Genomic DNA, 17149 nt, shown 5'->3' with positions numbered 1-17149 from the left:
GCATCGTGCGTAAGTTGACTCAATTGGTTCTCCTGGCGACCGTACTGGTAGCAGGTCCGGCTTTTGCCGACATGAAAATCGCCGTCCTGAACTATCAGATGGCCCTGCTGGAATCCGACGCGGCCAAGAAGTACGCCGTGGATGCCGAGAAGAAGTTCGGCCCGCAGCTGAGCAAACTCAAGACACTGGAAAGCAGTGCCAAAGGTATCCAGGACCGTCTGGTCGCCGGTGGCGACAAGATGCAGCAAGGTGAACGCGAGCGTCTGGAGCTTGAATTCAAGCAAAAGGCCCGTGACTTCCAGTTCCAGTCCAAGGAACTGAACGAAGCCAAAGCCGTTGCCGATCGTGAAATGCTGAAGCAGCTCAAGCCGAAACTGGATAGCGCTGTGGAAGAAGTCATCAAGAAAGGTGCTTTTGACCTGGTCTTCGAGCGTGGCGCAGTGATTGATGTCAAGCCTCAGTACGACATCACTCGCCAGGTTATCGAGCGCATGAATCAGCTGAAGTAATCCATGACAGCGACTATAAAGCTCGGCCAATTGGCCGAGTTCCTCGGCGCCACCCTCAGTGGCGACCCGGAGAAGGAAATTACTGGGCTAGCCACTTTGCAAGAGGCTGGCCCAGCTCAGTTGAGCTTTCTGGCAAACCCTCAATACCGTAAATACCTGCCGGACAGCAAAGCTGCAGCCCTGTTGCTCAAGGCTGCTGACGCTGAAGGTTTTGCCGGTAATGCGCTGGTCGTGCCTGATCCGTACTTGGCTTACGCTCGTGTTTCCCATCTGTTCGATCCCAAGCCGAAAGCGGCTGCCGGTATTCATCCGACAGCGGTAGTAGCGGTGGACGCGGTGGTCGATCCAGCGGCGAGCATCGGGGCCTTTGCGGTAATCGAAAGCGCCGCGCGTATTGCGGCAGGTGTGACCGTCGGGGCTCATTGCTTCATCGGCGCCCGTTGCGAGATTGGTGAAGGTGGCTGGCTGGCTCCGCGGGTCACGCTGTATCACGACGTGCGCATTGGCAAACGCGTGGTAATTCAGTCGGGCGCCGTACTCGGTGGCGAAGGTTTCGGTTTTGCCAACGAGAAAGGCATCTGGCAGAAAATTGCCCAGATTGGTGGTGTGCTGGTCGGCGACGACGTGGAGATTGGCGTGAATACCGCCATCGACCGTGGCGCCCTGGCCGATACCGTTCTTGGCAACGGTGTGAAGCTCGACAATCAGATCCAGATCGCCCACAACGTCCAGGTCGGTGATCACACTGCCATGGCAGCGTGCGTGGGAATCTCCGGCAGCACCAAGATCGGCAAGCACTGTATGCTCGCCGGCGGTGTCGGGCTGGTGGGGCATATCGAGATTTGCGACAACGTTTTCCTGACCGGGATGACCATGGTGACCCACTCGATTACCGAGCCGGGTTCCTATTCTTCCGGTACAGCCATGCAACCGGCTGCCGAGTGGCGCAAAAGCGCGGCACGCATCCGTCAGCTCGATGACATCGCGCGGCGTCTGCGACAGCTGGAAAAGCGAGTAGGGGAAGTGACCCCTGGCGGTAATGCTTCATCAGATGGCTGATACCATTTCCATATCAAGTGTGCACAGCCGCTAGACTGCCTCCTTGATTTGCTAGAGGGGTGCGCGTCAGTCGCGCTCTCCCAATCTTTACATAGGCTTCCCCCCGAAATGATGGACATCAACGAGATTCGCGAATACCTGCCTCACCGTTACCCGTTCCTGCTGGTGGACCGGGTCGTGGATCTGGATGTGGAAGGCAAGCGCATTCGCGCCTACAAGAATGTCAGCATCAACGAACCGTTCTTCAATGGTCACTTCCCTGCGCATCCAATCATGCCGGGCGTACTGATCATCGAAGCGATGGCTCAGGCTGCCGGTATCCTTGGTTTCAAAATGCTCGACGTGAAGCCTGCCGACGGCACGCTTTACTACTTCGTCGGCTCCGACAAGCTGCGTTTTCGCCAGCCTGTCACCCCAGGCGATCAGTTGATCCTCGAAGCCCGCTTCATCAGCTGCAAGCGCCAGATCTGGAAATTCGAATGCCAGGCTTCGGTCGATGGCAAACCTGTCTGCTCCGCTGAAATCATCTGCGCGGAACGCAAACTATGAGTTTGGTTGACCCTCGCGCAATCATCGATCCGACAGCCATCCTGGCTGACGACGTCGAGGTCGGCCCATGGTCGATCATCGGCGCAGGTGTGGAAATCGGCGAGGGGACAGTGATCGGGCCGCATGTGATTCTCAAGGGCCCGACCCGTATCGGTAAGCACAACCGCATCTACCAGTTTTCCTCGGTAGGTGAGGACACGCCCGATCTGAAATACAAAGGTGAAGAAACCCGCCTGGTCATCGGTGACCACAACGTTATCCGCGAAGGCGTGACGATTCACCGTGGCACCGTTCAGGATCGGTCGGAAACCACCCTGGGTGATCACAACCTGATCATGGCGTATGCCCATATCGGTCATGACAGCGTAATCGGCAACCACTGCATCCTGGTCAACAACACCGCGTTGGCCGGCCATGTGCACGTTGAAGATTGGGCGATCCTCTCCGGCTTCACCCTGGTTCACCAGTATTGCCACATCGGCGCCCACAGCTTTTCGGGCATGGGCACTGCCATCGGCAAGGACGTTCCCGCATACGTCACAGTATTCGGCAACCCCGCCGAAGCCCGCAGCATGAACTTCGAAGGCATGCGCCGTCGTGGTTTCAGCGAAGACGCGATCCATGCGCTACGTCGAGCCTACAAAGTGGTTTACCGCCAGGGCCTGACGGTCGAACAGGCGCTCGGCGAACTGGCCGAACCTTCGGCACAGTTTCCGGAAGTCGCGGTGTTCCGTGATTCCATCCAGTCTTCGACCCGCGGCATCACTCGTTAATCATGGCTAATCTGCGTATTGCGCTGGTAGCGGGTGAGGCTTCCGGTGACATTCTGGGTGCCGGTTTGATGCGCGCCCTCAGGGCCCGGCATCCGGCGGTGGAGTTCATTGGTGTCGGTGGCCCGCTGATGCAGGCCGAAGGCCTGACTTCGTACTTCCCGATGGAACGTCTTTCGGTCATGGGCCTGGTGGAAGTGCTGGGCCGCTTGCGCGAACTGCTGGCCCGACGCAAGAAGCTGATTGCGGACCTGATCGCCGAAAAGCCGGACGTGTTCATCGGTATCGATGCCCCGGATTTCACCCTCAATATCGAACTCAAGCTGCGTCAGGCCGGGATCAAGACCGTGCATTACGTCAGCCCGTCGGTCTGGGCGTGGCGGCAAAAGCGGGTGCTGAAGATTCGCGAAGGCTGCGACCTGATGCTCACGCTGTTCCCGTTTGAAGCGAAGTTCTACGAAGAAAAGGGCGTGCCGGTGCGGTTTGTCGGGCATTCCCTGGCCGATGCGATTCCGCTGCAAGCTGATCGCGCAGCAGCGCGGGCTGAGCTGGGCTTGCCCGACGGTCCGCTGGTGGCGTTGATGCCCGGCAGTCGTGGCGGCGAAGTCGGCCGTCTCGGCGCGTTGTTCCTCGATACCGCCCAGCGCCTGCGCGCCTTGCGCCCCGGCGTGCGCTTCGTCATGCCGTGCGCCAGCCCACAGCGCCGGGCCCAACTCGAAGAGCTGTTAGCCGGCCGTGATCTGCCGCTGACCCTGCTCGATGGCAACTCCCATCTGGCCCTGGCGGCCTGTGACGCAGTGTTGATCGCCTCCGGCACGGCGACGCTCGAAGCGTTGTTGTACAAACGTCCGATGGTGGTTGCCTATCGCCTGGCACCGCTGACGTTCTGGATCCTCAAGCGCATGGTGAAAAGTCCCTACGTATCGTTGCCAAACTTGCTGGCCCAGCGCCTGCTGGTGCCCGAGTTGCTGCAGGACGATGCGACGGTCGAAGCGCTGGCTCAGACCTTGTCCCCACTGATCGACGGTGGCGAAGAACAGACCCGCGGCTTCGATGAAATCCACCGGACCTTGCGTCTGGATGCCTCCAACCAGGCGGCGGATGCCGTGCTGAATCTGATCGGCCACGTACAATGAGTAAAACAAGCATGCAAATGGGGCTGGATTTCACCTTGGTCGCTGAAGTGGAAGATTTGGTTGCCGGTGTCGACGAAGTCGGTCGCGGCCCGCTCTGCGGCGCCGTGGTCACGGCTGCGGTGATTCTCGATCCGAATCGGCCGATTCTCGGCTTGAACGACTCGAAGAAGCTCACCGAAGCCCGCCGCGAAAAGCTCTACGACGAAATCTGCGAGAAGGCCCTGAGCTGGCACATCGCCCGGGCCGAAGTCGAGGAAATCGACGAGCTGAACATCCTGCATGCCACCATGCTGGCCATGCAGCGCGCCATCGAAGGCCTGCATATCCAGCCGAAACTGGCGATGATCGACGGCAACCGCTGCCCGAAGCTGTCCATGCGCGCTGAAGCGGTGGTGCAGGGCGACGGCAAGGTGCCGGCCATCGCTGCCGCGTCGATTCTGGCCAAGGTCAGCCGCGACCGTGAAATGGCCGCGTTCGAATTGATTTACCCGGGTTACGGCATCGGTGGCCACAAAGGCTACCCAACGCCCGTTCATCTGGAAGCCCTGGCCCGTTTGGGGCCGACCCCGATTCACCGCCGCTCGTTCGCCCCAGTACGCCTGGCCTACGAGGCGCGGGAAAACCTGATCGAGAGTTAGTCGCAAGGCTGATGTTTTTACCAAGGCCCGGTACAATCCGGGCCTTGTTGTCTTCACGTTACTAGACAGGATCACTATGCCGGCTTCATTCGTTCACCTACGCCTGCACACTGAATATTCCCTGGTCGACGGTCTGGTGCGGATCAAACCGCTGGTCAAGACCCTGGTCGGCATGAACATGCCTGCCGTGGCGGTCACTGACCAGAACAACATGTGTTCCCTGGTCAAATTCTATAAAGCCTCGATGGGCGCAGGGATCAAGCCGATCTGCGGCGCCGACCTGTGGCTGTCGAACAAGGATCCGGACAACGCTCTGAGCCGGATCAGCCTGCTGGCGATGAACGCCGTGGGCTATCGCAACCTCACCGAGCTGATCTCCCGTGGCTTCATCGACGGCCAGCGCAACGGCTCGATCATCATCGAGCGCGAATGGGTGGCCGAAGCCAGCGAAGGCTTGATCATGCTGTCGGCGGCGAAAGAGGGCGAAATCGGCTTGGCCATGCTCGGTGGCAATCCGGCCGAAGCCGAAGCCCTGGCGCGCGAATGGATGGCGGTGTTCCCGGATCGCTTCTATCTGGAAATCCAGCGCACCAACCGCCCCAACGATGAAGAGCAACTGCACGGCGCCGTGGCCCTGGCCGAGAAAATCGGCGCGCCATTGGTCGCGACCAACGACGTGCGCTTTATCAAGCAGGAAGACTTCGAAGCCCACGAAACCCGCGTTTGCATCGGTGAGGGCCGCGCCCTCGACGATCCGCGGCGTTCGAAAAACTACAGCGATCAGCAATACCTCAAAAGCGCCGAGGAAATGGCTGAGCTATTCAGCGACATTCCCGAAGCGCTGGAAAACACCGTCGAGATCGCCAAGCGCTGCAACATCGAAGTGAAGCTGGGCAAGCACTTCCTGCCCAACTTCCCGATCCCCGATGGCATGACCATCGACGAGTATTTCCGCAAGGTGTCCTTCGACGGTCTGGAAGAGCGCCTGACCGTCCTGCTGCCCAAGGACACCACTGAAGACTACGAAGCCAAGCGTCAGGTCTACGTCGACCGGTTGAATTTCGAGCTGGATATCATCATCCAGATGGGTTTCCCCGGTTACTTTCTGATCGTGATGGACTTTATCCAGTGGGCCAAGAGCAACGGTGTGCCGGTAGGTCCGGGCCGGGGGTCGGGTGCCGGGTCGCTGGTGGCCTATGTACAGAAGATCACCGACCTTGATCCGCTGGAATATGACCTGCTGTTCGAACGTTTCCTTAACCCGGAACGGGTATCGATGCCCGACTTCGACGTCGACTTCTGCATGGACGGACGTGACCGGGTTATTGAATACGTGGCCGAGAAATACGGCCGCAACGCGGTAAGCCAGATCATCACCTTCGGTTCCATGGCCGCTAAAGCGGTGGTCCGTGACGTGGCGCGGGTGCAGGGCAAGTCCTACGGCCTGGCCGATCGTCTGTCGAAGATGATTCCGTTCGAAGTCGGCATGACGTTGGAAAAAGCCTACGAGCAGGAAGAAATCCTCCGTGATTTCATCAAGGTCGATGAAGAAGCCGCGGAAATCTGGGAGATGGCGCGCAAGCTGGAAGGTGTTGTACGTAACGTCGGTAAGCACGCCGGTGGTGTGGTTATTGCCCCGACCAAGCTGACTGACTTCTCGCCGATCTATTGCGACGAGGCCGGTGACGGTCTGGTAACCCAGTTCGACAAGGACGACGTTGAGGCCGCCGGTCTGGTGAAGTTCGACTTCCTGGGTCTGCGGACCCTGACGGTCATCGACTGGGCGCTGAAAACCATCAACCGCGATCGCGCCAAGGTTGATGAGCCGCCGCTGGACATCGCGTTCATCCCGCTGGACGACAAACCGACCTACACGCTGCTGCAAAAAGCGGAAACCACTGCGGTATTCCAGCTTGAATCCCGCGGCATGAAAGAGCTGATCAAAAAGCTCAAGCCCGACTGCCTGGAAGACTTGATCGCACTGGTGGCGCTGTTCCGTCCGGGCCCGCTGCAGTCCGGCATGGTTGACGACTTTATCAACCGTAAGCACGGTCGCGCCGAACTGGCATACCCGCACTCGGACTATCAGTACGAAGGCCTCAAGCCGGTCTTGGCACCCACTTACGGCATCATCCTGTATCAGGAACAGGTGATGCAGATTGCCCAGGTCATGGCCGGCTACACCCTCGGCGGCGCGGACATGCTGCGTCGGGCCATGGGTAAGAAAAAACCCGAAGAAATGGCCAAGCAGCGCGGCGGTTTCATTGAGGGCTGCACCGCTAACAATATCGACCCGGACCTGGCCGGTAACATTTTCGACCTGGTGGAAAAATTCGCCGGTTACGGCTTCAACAAATCTCACTCGGCTGCTTATGGCCTGGTGTCGTACCAGACGGCGTGGCTGAAAACCCACTATCCGGCGCCGTTCATGGCTGCGGTACTGTCGGCGGACATGCACAACACCGACAAGGTCGTGACCTTGATCGAAGAAATTCGCACCATGAAGCTGCGTCTCGACGCGCCGGATGTGAATACGTCGGAGTTCAAGTTCACGGTGAATGACGAAGGCCGGATTATCTACGGTCTCGGCGCGATCAAAGGGGTGGGCGAAGGTCCGGTGGAAGCGATCACCGAGGCGCGTCAGGCGGGTCCGTTCAAGGACCTGTTCGACTTCTGCGCCCGGGTCGATCTCAAGCGGATCAACAAGCGCACCCTCGACGGTCTGATCCGCAGCGGTGCGCTGGACCGCCTGGGGCCTTACTTCCATGACGAGCAGAAAGCCTATCAGGCCAACATCGACCGTAACCGTGCGGTGTTGCTCAACGCGATGGAAGGGGCGATCAAGGCCGCCGAACAAACTGCGCGCACCAAAGACAGCGGTCACGTTGATCTGTTTGGCGGCCTGTTCGTCGAAGAAGACGCCGATGTCTACGCCAACCACCGCAAGGCCAAGGAACTGACCCTCAAGGAACGCCTGAAAGGGGAGAAAGACACCCTCGGCCTGTACCTGACCGGTCACCCGATTGACGAGTACGAAGGCGAAATCCGTCGCTTCGCCCGTCAACGCATCATCGATCTGAAACCGGCGCGCGATACCCAGACCGTCGCCGGCATGATCATCGCCCTGCGCGTCATGAAGAACAAAAAGGGCGACAAGATGGGTTTCATCACCCTCGACGACCGCTCGGGGCGGATCGAAGCGTCGTTGTTTGCCGAGGCGTTCCATTCCGCGCAGTCGCTGTTGCAGACCGACGCGATGGTGGTGGTCGAAGGCGAAGTCAGCAACGACGATTTCTCCGGTGGCTTGCGCCTGCGGGTCAAACGGGTGATGAGCATGGAAGATGCGCGCACCAACCTGGCCGAAAGCCTGCGCCTGAAGCTGCACACGAAGGATTTGAAAGGCGATCAGCTACGCTGGCTGGGTGAGCTGTTCAAGCGTCACCGCGGTGCGTGCCCGATCACCATGGAGTACACCAGTCCCGATGCGAAGGCCTTGCTGCAGTTCGGCGAGACCTGGCGGATCGACCCGGCGGATGCCTTGATTCAAGCCCTGCGTGACCAGTTCGGGCGAGACAACGTCTTCCTCCAATACCGTTGACGGTCAGGTCCTGTAGTTAGGGCCTGATCTCGACCTGAATTTTTAATCTCGACCTGAACGCGCCTCTCCCTTAAGGTAGGGCGCGAATAGACAACCGGCCGGCCCAAGCTCCCTTGGAAGTCGACCCAAGACGGACGCCTATGAACCCGAATTTTCTAGATTTCGAACAGCCGATCGCCGACCTGCAAGCCAAGATCGAAGAGTTGCGCTTGGTCGGTAATGACAATTCGCTGAATATCGGCGATGAGATCTCCCGCCTGCAGGACAAAAGCAGCACCTTGACCGAAGACATCTTCGGCAAGCTGACCAGCTGGCAGATCGCGCGTCTGGCGCGCCACCCGAAACGTCCATACACCCTGGACTACATCGAACACATCTTCACCGAGTTCGACGAGCTGCACGGCGACCGTCACTTCTCCGACGACGCTGCCATCGTTGGCGGCATTGCCCGTCTGGACGATGAGCCGGTGATGATCATCGGTCACCAGAAAGGCCGTGAAGTGCGCGAGAAGGTGCGCCGCAACTTCGGCATGCCGCGTCCGGAAGGCTACCGCAAGGCCTGCCGCCTGATGGAAATGGCCGAACGTTTCAAAATGCCGATCCTGACCTTTATCGATACCCCGGGTGCTTACCCAGGCATCGACGCCGAAGAGCGCAACCAGAGCGAAGCGATTGCCTGGAACCTGCGCGTCATGGCACGCCTGAAAACCCCGATCATCGCCACCGTGATCGGTGAGGGTGGTTCCGGCGGTGCGTTGGCGATTGGTGTCTGCGATCAGTTGAACATGCTGCAGTACTCGACCTACGCGGTGATTTCGCCGGAAGGTTGCGCGTCGATCCTGTGGAAAACTGCCGAGAAAGCCCCGGATGCCGCTGAAGCCATGGGCATCACCGCCGAGCGCCTGAAAGGGTTGGGCATCGTGGACAAAGTGATCGGCGAACCGTTGGGTGGCGCCCACCGCGACCCGGCTGCTGCCGCTGCCTCGATCCGCGCCGAGCTGAGCTCGCAACTGGCGATGCTGAAGAAGTTCGACAACGAGGCGCTCCTGGCCCGTCGTTACGAGCGTCTGATGAGCTACGGTCTCTGATCAATCGCTCCTGCATCACCCTGTAGGAGCAAGGCTTGCCCACGATGGGGACGCAGCGGTTTAACTGACCGACCGCGTTATCGTTCATCGCGAGCAAGCGTTGCTCCTACAAGGTTTTGGTGTGCCCCATGTCACTTCACGCGAAACTGCTCAAGCAACTTGCCCCTTGGCGCAATGCCAATACTTGGCGCATCGCCTTCTCCGGCGGCCTCGACTCCACCGTCCTGTTGCACCTTCTTGCCCACCTCGCCAAAACCGACTCTCTGCCCACGCTCAGCGCGATCCATGTTCATCACGGCCTTCAGGCTGTGGCCGATGCGTGGCCGGATCATTGTCAGTCGGTCTGCGATGCCTTGGGTGTGCCGCTAGAGGTTGTTCGCGTCCAGATTCAACCCGGCGCCAGCCTTGAGCGTGCCGCCCGAGATGCGCGTTATGGCGCCTTCATCGCGGCGACTCACGCCAATGACGTGCTGCTGACCGCCCAGCATCGCGACGATCAGGCCGAAACCCTGTTGTTTCGACTGTTGCGCGGGGCCGGGGTGAGGGGGTTGTCGGGGATGCCGGGCGAACGTGGCTTGGGTCAGGGCCATTTGCTTCGTCCGCTACTGGACGTCACCCGCGCGGAACTCGAGGCTTATGCCGCCGAACATCAATTGAGCTGGATCGAAGACCCCTCGAATGAGGATCGGCAGTTCTCGCGCAATTACCTGCGTCATCAAGTGTTCCCGGTGCTGACCGAGCGTTGGCCGCAAGCGCAGGCGACCATGGCCCGCAGCGCGGCGCATCTGCGCGAAGCCCAAGGGTTGCTGGATGAGCTGGCGGTGATCGATCTGGCCGAGGCGAGCAGTCGCAATGATTTCGATTGGCTGGGATTGCCGTCCCTGGAACTGGCTTCATTGGCAAAACTCTCCGCTGCACGTCAACGCAATGCCTTGAGTTACTGGTTGAAGACGCAGACACGGCTGCCGGACAGTGACCATTGGTCGGGTTGGCAGGATCTGCGCGATGCCACTGGCGATGCCCGTCCAATCTGGCGGCTGGCAGACGGTGAACTGCACCGGGCGAGCGGGCGTATCTGGTGGTTGTCCGGTGCCTGGCTGCGCACGCCACCGGTGGTCGGACGCTGGGCCGATCCCACGTTGCCACTGGTGTTGCCGGATAACGGCCTGCTCACGCTGACCGGGCAAATCCCCGCTGACCCGCTGCAGATCCGCTATCGTGAAGGAGGCGAGATCATGAATTTGCCTGAGCGCGGTCACCGTGACCTGAAGCGTTTGCTTAATGAAAGTGGCGTGCCTTTGTTTGCCCGTGGCAGATTGCCGCTGCTCTATCGCGGTGAGCAATTGCTGGCTGTGGCGGGGTTGCAGGGGTTGAATGGCAGCACACGGGACGGCTGGAATTTACTTTGGCAGCCGCCGAGCGAAGATCAAGGTTTGAGCTGAAAGGGGCTTTCCGGTAGACTACGCTCCCTTCTTGATACAACTTCTGTGGATTCGCCTGAATTGCAGGAGTTGCCGATTACCAAGCAGTCTTTGCTGGGCGATTCCAAAAAATGTGTAGCGAGCAACGCACCGGTGTTTCATCTCCCGGTCTGTCCCAACGCGGCGGTTTTTTTGAAAGATGCACTGTGATTAATGCAGGTGATCGGGGGCTTCGGCCTTCCTTCGCTTTCCCCGGCGGCTCGGACCGCTTTAACGCAGACTTCTAGGGTTTTTCATGACGCGCTACATATTCGTCACGGGCGGTGTTGTTTCTTCATTGGGGAAAGGCATTGCCTCGGCTTCATTGGCGGCCATCCTGGAGGCGCGGGGACTTAAGGTCACCATGCTGAAGCTGGACCCGTACATCAACGTTGACCCGGGCACCATGAGCCCGTTCCAGCACGGTGAAGTGTTCGTCACCCACGACGGCGCCGAGACCGACCTGGACCTGGGCCACTACGAGCGGTTCATCCGCACGACCATGACCCAGAACAACAACTTCACCACCGGTCGTGTCTACGAACACGTCCTGCGCAAAGAGCGCCGTGGTGATTACCTGGGCGCCACCATCCAGGTGATCCCGCACATCACCGACGAAATCAAGCGCCGGATCATCAAGGGCGCCGGCGATGCCGACGTGGCCATGGTCGAGATCGGTGGCACCGTGGGTGACATCGAGTCGCAACCGTTCCTCGAAGCGATTCGCCAATTGCGTTTCGAAGTCGGCGCCAAGCGCGCGATGCTGATGCACCTGACTTTGGTGCCGTACATCGCCACCGCCGGCGAAACCAAAACCAAGCCAACCCAGCACTCGGTCAAGGAACTGCGTTCCATCGGCCTGCAACCTGACGTGCTGGTCTGCCGCTCCGATCACCCGATCGACATCTCGTCCCGTCGCAAGATCGCGCAATTCACCAACGTTGAAGAACGTGCGGTGATCGCGCTGGAAGACGCCGACACCATCTACAAGATCCCGGGCATCCTGCATTCCCAGGGCCTGGATGATTTTGTCGTTGAGCGTTTCGGCCTGCAATGTGGCGGCGCCGATCTGTCCGAGTGGGAAGCCGTGGTCGACGCCAAGCTCAACCCTGAGCACGAAGTCACCATCGCCATGGTCGGCAAGTACATGGAACTGCTGGACGCCTACAAGTCGCTGATCGAAGCGATGAGTCATGCCGGCATCAGCAACCGCACCAAGGTCAACCTGCGCTACATCGATTCCGAAGACATCGAAAACCAGGGCACCGCGCTGCTCGAAGGTGTCGACGCGATCCTCGTACCGGGCGGCTTCGGTCTGCGTGGCGTGGAAGGCAAGATCACTGCCGTTCAATTCGCTCGCGAAAACAAGGTTCCGTACCTGGGCATCTGCCTGGGCATGCAAGTGGCCGTGATCGAGTTCGCTCGTAACGTGCTGGGCTGGAAAGACGCCAACTCCACCGAGTTCGATCGCACCAGCGGTCACCCGGTAGTGGGCCTGATCACCGAGTGGGAAGATGCCACCGGCGCCGTCGAAACCCGTACCGAAGCGTCCGACCTGGGCGGCACCATGCGCCTTGGCGCACAGGACTGCCTGCTGGAGCCGGGTTCGCTGGTTCACGATTGCTACGCAAAAGACGTGATCGTCGAGCGTCACCGCCATCGCTACGAAGTGAACAACAACCTGCTGCCGCAGATCATGGAAGCCGGCCTGAAAATCTCCGGTCGTTCCGGTGATGGCGCGCTGGTTGAAGTGGTTGAAGCCCCGGATCATCCATGGTTCGTCGCTTGCCAGTTCCACCCTGAGTTCACCTCGACCCCGCGCGACGGCCACCCGCTGTTCACCGGCTTCGTCAAAGCAGCGTTGACTCAACACCAGAAGAAGGCGTAATTCCAATGGCGCAGAAGATCATCCGTGTAGGCGATATCGAGATTGCCAACGACAAGCCAATGGTGCTTTTCGGTGGCATGAACGTGCTGGAAAGCCGCGACATGGCGATGCAGGTCTGCGAAGAGTACGTAAAGGTTACCGAGAAACTCGGTATCCCTTACGTGTTCAAGGCCAGCTTCGACAAGGCTAACCGTTCCTCCGTGACCTCTTACCGTGGCCCCGGCCTGGAAGAGGGCATGCGGATCTTCCAGGACATCAAGCAAGCCTTCGGCGTGCCGATCATCACCGACGTCCACGAGCCTGAGCAGGCTGCGGTCGTCGCTGAAGTCTGCGACATCATCCAGTTGCCGGCCTTCCTGTCGCGCCAGACCGACCTCGTGGTTGCGATGGCCAAGACCGGCGCGGTGATCAACATCAAGAAAGCCCAGTTCCTTGCACCGCACGAGATGAAACACATCTTGAGCAAGTGCGTGGAAGCGGGTAACGATCAGTTGATCCTCTGCGAACGCGGTTCGAGCTTCGGCTACAACAACCTGGTCGTCGACATGCTCGGCTTCGGCATCATGAAGCAGTTCGAATACCCGGTGTTCTTCGACGTGACCCACTCGCTGCAAATGCCTGGCGGTCGCTCCGATTCCGCTGGCGGTCGCCGTGCCCAGGTCACCGATCTGGCCAAGGCCGGCATCAGCCAGTCGCTGGCGGGTCTGTTCCTCGAAGCCCACCCGGATCCGGACAACGCCAAATGCGACGGCCCTTGTGCCTTGCGCCTGGACAAACTGGAGCCATTCCTGGCCCAGCTCAAAGCGTTGGACGAACTGGTTAAGAGTTTTCCGACGGTAGAAACCGCGTAAACCTCTTTTCTCCGGTAAAGTACCGCACGATTTAATGTTCAGGCCCTCGGGCCTGAGCCTTATCGTCCGCAAGACTGCCCGCTGCACATCACTTGCCGACGGTAAAAGATTTCCTCTAGCTGCGTCGTTTTCGTCAACTTTGGAGTGTTTACAACAATGGCAAAAATCGTCGACATCAAAGGTCGTGAAGTTCTCGACTCCCGTGGCAATCCCACCGTCGAAGCGGACGTGCTTCTCGATAACGGCATCATCGGTAGCGCTTGCGCGCCGTCCGGTGCTTCCACTGGCTCGCGTGAAGCACTCGAGCTGCGTGATGGCGACAAGAGCCGTTACCTGGGCAAGGGCGTACTCAAAGCCGTAGGCAACATCAACGGTCCGATTCGCGACCTGCTGTTGGGTAAAGACCCAAGCGACCAGAAAGCCCTCGATCACGCGATGATCAAGCTCGACGGTACTGAAAACAAAGGTTCCCTGGGCGCCAACGCGATCCTCGCCGTTTCCCTGGCCGCGGCCAAGGCAGCAGCACAGGACCAGGACCTGCCGCTGTACGCTCACATCGCCAACCTGAACGGCACTCCGGGTGTCTACTCGATGCCGGTTCCGATGATGAACATCATCAACGGTGGCGAGCACGCCGATAACAACGTCGACATCCAGGAATTCATGGTTCAGCCGGTTGGCGCCAAGTCTTTCTCGGAAGGTCTGCGCATGGGCACCGAGATTTTCCATCACCTCAAAGCTGTGCTGAAGGCCCGTGGCCTGAGCACTGCCGTCGGCGACGAAGGCGGTTTCGCACCGAACCTGGCCTCCAACGAAGACGCGTTGAAAGTGATCTCCGAAGCCGTGGCCAACGCCGGTTACAAACTGGGCACCGACGTGACCCTGGCCCTGGACTGCGCGGCGAGCGAATTCTACGAAGACGGCAAATACAACCTGTCCGGCGAAGGCCATGTCTTCACCTCCGAAGGTTTCGCTGATTACCTCAAAGGCCTGACCGAGCGCTACCCGATCATCTCCATCGAAGATGGCCTGGACGAGTCCGACTGGGCTGGCTGGAAAGTCCTCACCGACAAGATCGGCGAGAAAATCCAACTGGTGGGCGACGATCTGTTCGTGACCAACACCAAGATCCTGAAAGAAGGCATCGATAAAAAGATCGCCAACTCGATCCTGATCAAGTTCAACCAGATCGGCACCCTGACTGAAACCCTGGAAGCCATCCAGATGGCCAAGGCTGCCGGTTACACCGCCGTGATCTCGCACCGCTCCGGCGAAACCGAAGATTCGACCATTGCCGACCTGGCGGTGGGCACCGCGGCTGGCCAGATCAAGACCGGCTCCCTGTGCCGTTCCGATCGCGTTTCCAAGTACAACCAACTGCTGCGTATCGAAGAGCAGTTGAATGGCAAAGCCAAGTACAACGGCCGCAGCGAGTTCCGCGGTTAAGTCGTACATGGTAAAAAAGACACCGGATTGTGTCGGAAAAATCGCTACAGCGATGGATTTGCCACTAATCTGATGCCTTAAGAGCACAAGCCTGGGTCCTCCAGGCTTCGTGCTATCAGTAGCTTCATAGTTTTGGCATGGCTGTCTTTTTTCACTGGATACCTGATATTCGATGCGCAGTCCCAATTGGTTGTTCCTCGTCTTGCTCCTGTTGCTGGCTGGCCTGCAGTACCGCCTGTGGGTGGGAAACGGCAGTCTGGCGCAAGTGGCCGAGCTGACTCAGCAGATCGCGGATCAACACGCTGAGAATGAAGGCTTGCTGGAACGCAATCGGGTGATGGACGCCGAAGTCAGCGAGTTGAAAAAAGGCATGGAGACCGTTGAAGAACGGGCTCGTCATGAGTTGGGCATGGTCAAGGACGGTGAAACCCTTTACCAGTTGGCTCAATGATCCAGTCGTTACCGGCCTTCTGGGCCGTGGTTCCTGCCGCGGGCGTCGGTGCCCGTATGGCCGCGGACCGTCCCAAGCAATACTTGCAACTGGGCGGGCGCACTATTCTCGAACACAGCCTCGGCTGTTTCCTTGATCATCCATCCCTGAAGGGGTTGGTGGTCAGTCTTGCGATTGATGACCCTTATTGGCCAAACCTGGCTTGTGCTTCCGATGCTCGCATTCAGCGGGTCGAGGGTGGTGCGGAGCGTTCCGGGTCGGTGCTCAATGCGTTGCTGCACCTGCACGCGTTGGGTGCTGATGATGAGGATTGGGTGCTGGTGCACGATGCTGCGCGGCCGAACCTGGCCCGCGATGATCTCGATAAATTACTGAGTGAACTGGCGGACGATCCGGTCGGTGGTTTGTTGGCGGTGCCTGCACGGGACACCCTCAAGCGCGTCGACAAAAACGGACGAGTGCTGGAAACCGTGGATCGCAGCGTGATCTGGCAGGCCTATACGCCGCAGATGTTTCGCCTGGGGGCCTTGCATCGGGCGTTGGCGGATAGCCTGGTCGCGGACGTGGTGATTACTGATGAGGCGTCGGCGATGGAATGGTCGGGTTTGGCGCCACGCTTGATCGAAGGGCGTTCCGATAACATCAAAGTTACACGCCCGGAAGACCTCGAATGGTTGCGTCAGCGTTGGGCTAACCGCCGCTAAAAGAACGCAGCCTGCGATCTTTTAATCTTCAATCCCTCAATCCCGATACTCCGGCCGCTCCGCCAACCCTTCCTTCAAATAATCCACCAACTTGCGCACCTTCGGCGACAGATGCCGCTGCTGTGGATAAAGCGCCCACACCGCCGTATTCGGTGGTTGATGCGCTTCCAACAGCGAAATCAACGCGCCGCTGTGCAAATGCTCCAGCACGTAATAATCCGGCAATTGACACAATCCGACCCCTTGCAGCGCCGCATCCAACACCGCTTGCCCACTGTTGCAACGCCAGTTTCCCTGCACCCGTTGCGAAAATTCCCGCCCGTTCTGTTCCAGTTGCCACAGGTCTGAACTGCCGATGAGGCAATTGTGCCGGCTCAATTCCGACAAACTGTGTGGGCGACCGTATCGTTCCAGGTAGGACGGTGAGGCGCACAAATACATGCGTCGCGGTGCCAGGCGTGTCGCCACCAGCCGCGAGTCCTGCAGGCGACCCAGGCGGATCGCCAGGTCCAGGCCTTCATGCACCAGATCGAGTTGGCGATTGCTGAGTTCGATGTCGATGCGCAATTGCGGATAGAGGCCCATGAAGCGAGTCACCAGCGGCACGATAAAGCGCTCGCCATACGCCACGGCGCAGGTCATGCGCAGCATGCCCTTGGGTTCGCTGGTCAGGTCGCCGACCGCGCGCAAGGCTTCTTCGCGTCCGTCCTGCAAACGCTGGCAATGTTGCAGGAAGGTTTGCCCGGCTTCGGTCAGGGTGACCCGCCGGGTGCTGCGATACAGCAACCGCGTCTGAAGGCGTTCTTCCAGGCGTACGATTTGTCGACTGACATGGGAGGACGAAACCCCAAGACGTTCGGCGGCAGCGGTGAACTGGCTGCACTCGGCGACGGCGACGAACTCGTCGATCCCTTCCCAGCGGTTTTCCGACATTTAGGATTATCCCTGTACAGCAATAATATTTTGCATTTGTCCCGATTATTCATCGTACGGCGGTGTATT

General features: G+C 59.3%; 15 protein-coding genes. 14 read left to right on the top strand and 1 reads right to left on the bottom strand.

The features are described from left to right. Positions 1–5: 5 nt before the first annotated feature. The 14 genes from HKK52_RS14535 (at position 6) to ispD (ending at position 16147) form a co-directional block, all read left to right on the top strand. A complete protein-coding gene (locus tag HKK52_RS14535) occupies positions 6–509 on the top strand; it encodes an OmpH family outer membrane protein (protein ID WP_092272436.1) in 504 nt (167 codons plus the stop codon). 3 nt (positions 510–512) lie between these two features. Continuing rightward, positions 513–1568, top strand: coding sequence for a UDP-3-O-(3-hydroxymyristoyl)glucosamine N-acyltransferase (gene lpxD, locus HKK52_RS14530; RefSeq protein ID WP_169371390.1), 1056 nt, complete (start codon positions 513–515; stop codon positions 1566–1568). A 108-nt stretch (positions 1569–1676) separates the two neighbouring features. Then, entirely contained in the window at positions 1677–2117 is a 441-nt protein-coding gene (gene fabZ / locus HKK52_RS14525) for a 3-hydroxyacyl-ACP dehydratase FabZ (protein WP_008154051.1), read from the top strand. Beyond that, positions 2114–2890 (top strand): acyl-ACP--UDP-N-acetylglucosamine O-acyltransferase, encoded by a 777-nt coding sequence (gene lpxA, locus HKK52_RS14520; protein ID WP_169371389.1) that lies wholly within the window; start codon positions 2114–2116, stop codon positions 2888–2890. Before fabZ ends, lpxA begins: the two co-directional genes overlap by 4 nt. A gap of 2 nt (positions 2891–2892) precedes the next feature. Further along, positions 2893–4023, top strand: a complete 1131-nt coding sequence (gene lpxB / locus HKK52_RS14515; protein WP_169371388.1) for a lipid-A-disaccharide synthase — start codon at positions 2893–2895, stop codon at positions 4021–4023. Between the two features lie 11 nt (positions 4024–4034). Continuing rightward, positions 4035–4661 carry a ribonuclease HII gene (rnhB, locus tag HKK52_RS14510; RefSeq protein WP_054047172.1) on the top strand — a complete coding sequence of 209 codons (627 nt, stop codon included), beginning with the start codon at positions 4035–4037 and terminating at the stop codon, positions 4659–4661. 76 nt (positions 4662–4737) lie between these two features. Beyond that, on the top strand, positions 4738–8259 hold the full coding sequence (gene dnaE / locus HKK52_RS14505) for a DNA polymerase III subunit alpha (protein WP_169371387.1): 3522 nt from the start codon (positions 4738–4740) through the stop codon (positions 8257–8259). Between the two features lie 140 nt (positions 8260–8399). Next, positions 8400–9347, top strand: a complete 948-nt coding sequence (locus tag HKK52_RS14500) for an acetyl-CoA carboxylase carboxyltransferase subunit alpha (protein WP_169371386.1) — start codon at positions 8400–8402, stop codon at positions 9345–9347. A 128-nt stretch (positions 9348–9475) separates the two neighbouring features. Further along, positions 9476–10789: a tRNA lysidine(34) synthetase TilS gene (gene tilS, locus HKK52_RS14495; RefSeq protein ID WP_169371385.1), complete on the top strand. Its 1314-nt coding sequence runs from the start codon at positions 9476–9478 to the stop codon at positions 10787–10789. A gap of 274 nt (positions 10790–11063) precedes the next feature. Beyond that, complete coding sequence (locus HKK52_RS14490; RefSeq protein WP_123508114.1) at positions 11064–12695, top strand: CTP synthase; 1632 nt, start codon at positions 11064–11066, stop codon at positions 12693–12695. Between the two features lie 5 nt (positions 12696–12700). Further along, the gene (gene kdsA / locus HKK52_RS14485) at positions 12701–13546 is read left to right on the top strand and encodes a 3-deoxy-8-phosphooctulonate synthase (RefSeq protein ID WP_054047163.1); all 846 of its coding nucleotides are present in this window, start codon (positions 12701–12703) and stop codon (positions 13544–13546) included. A 156-nt stretch (positions 13547–13702) separates the two neighbouring features. Continuing rightward, on the top strand, positions 13703–14992 hold the full coding sequence (gene eno / locus HKK52_RS14480) for a phosphopyruvate hydratase (protein WP_169371384.1): 1290 nt from the start codon (positions 13703–13705) through the stop codon (positions 14990–14992). A 172-nt stretch (positions 14993–15164) separates the two neighbouring features. Beyond that, a complete protein-coding gene (gene ftsB / locus HKK52_RS14475) occupies positions 15165–15443 on the top strand; it encodes a cell division protein FtsB (protein WP_008028992.1) in 279 nt (92 codons plus the stop codon). Further along, the gene (ispD, locus tag HKK52_RS14470) at positions 15440–16147 is read left to right on the top strand and encodes a 2-C-methyl-D-erythritol 4-phosphate cytidylyltransferase (RefSeq protein WP_169371383.1); all 708 of its coding nucleotides are present in this window, start codon (positions 15440–15442) and stop codon (positions 16145–16147) included. Before ftsB ends, ispD begins: the two co-directional genes overlap by 4 nt. A gap of 36 nt (positions 16148–16183) precedes the next feature. On the opposite strand, the gene HKK52_RS14465 is transcribed toward ispD, so the two are convergent. Further along, positions 16184–17080 (bottom strand): LysR substrate-binding domain-containing protein, encoded by an 897-nt coding sequence (locus HKK52_RS14465; RefSeq protein ID WP_169371382.1) that lies wholly within the window; start codon positions 17078–17080, stop codon positions 16184–16186. Positions 17081–17149: the final 69 nt, after the last annotated feature.

Source organism: Pseudomonas sp. ADAK2, from assembly GCF_012935755.1.
Lineage (GTDB): Bacteria > Pseudomonadota > Gammaproteobacteria > Pseudomonadales > Pseudomonadaceae > Aquipseudomonas.
This window is presented reverse-complemented; position numbering and strand designations above follow the sequence as displayed.

What these genes read in the sequence shown, in the direction of transcription:
- lpxD (WP_169371390.1), top strand. Translation starts at nt 513, where the DNA reads ATGACAGCGACTATAAAGCTCGGCCAATTGGCCGAGTTCCTCGGCGCC.
- fabZ (WP_008154051.1), top strand. Translation starts at nt 1,677, where the DNA reads ATGATGGACATCAACGAGATTCGCGAATACCTGCCTCACCGTTACCCG.
- lpxA (WP_169371389.1), top strand. Translation starts at nt 2,114, where the DNA reads ATGAGTTTGGTTGACCCTCGCGCAATCATCGATCCGACAGCCATCCTG.
- lpxB (WP_169371388.1), top strand. Translation starts at nt 2,893, where the DNA reads ATGGCTAATCTGCGTATTGCGCTGGTAGCGGGTGAGGCTTCCGGTGAC.
- rnhB (WP_054047172.1), top strand. Translation starts at nt 4,035, where the DNA reads ATGCAAATGGGGCTGGATTTCACCTTGGTCGCTGAAGTGGAAGATTTG.
- dnaE (WP_169371387.1), top strand. Translation starts at nt 4,738, where the DNA reads ATGCCGGCTTCATTCGTTCACCTACGCCTGCACACTGAATATTCCCTG.
- HKK52_RS14500 (WP_169371386.1), top strand. Translation starts at nt 8,400, where the DNA reads ATGAACCCGAATTTTCTAGATTTCGAACAGCCGATCGCCGACCTGCAA.
- tilS (WP_169371385.1), top strand. Translation starts at nt 9,476, where the DNA reads ATGTCACTTCACGCGAAACTGCTCAAGCAACTTGCCCCTTGGCGCAAT.
- HKK52_RS14490 (WP_123508114.1), top strand. Translation starts at nt 11,064, where the DNA reads ATGACGCGCTACATATTCGTCACGGGCGGTGTTGTTTCTTCATTGGGG.
- kdsA (WP_054047163.1), top strand. Translation starts at nt 12,701, where the DNA reads ATGGCGCAGAAGATCATCCGTGTAGGCGATATCGAGATTGCCAACGAC.
- eno (WP_169371384.1), top strand. Translation starts at nt 13,703, where the DNA reads ATGGCAAAAATCGTCGACATCAAAGGTCGTGAAGTTCTCGACTCCCGT.
- ftsB (WP_008028992.1), top strand. Translation starts at nt 15,165, where the DNA reads ATGCGCAGTCCCAATTGGTTGTTCCTCGTCTTGCTCCTGTTGCTGGCT.
- ispD (WP_169371383.1), top strand. Translation starts at nt 15,440, where the DNA reads ATGATCCAGTCGTTACCGGCCTTCTGGGCCGTGGTTCCTGCCGCGGGC.
- HKK52_RS14465 (WP_169371382.1), bottom strand. Translation starts at nt 17,080, where the DNA reads ATGTCGGAAAACCGCTGGGAAGGGATCGACGAGTTCGTCGCCGTCGCC.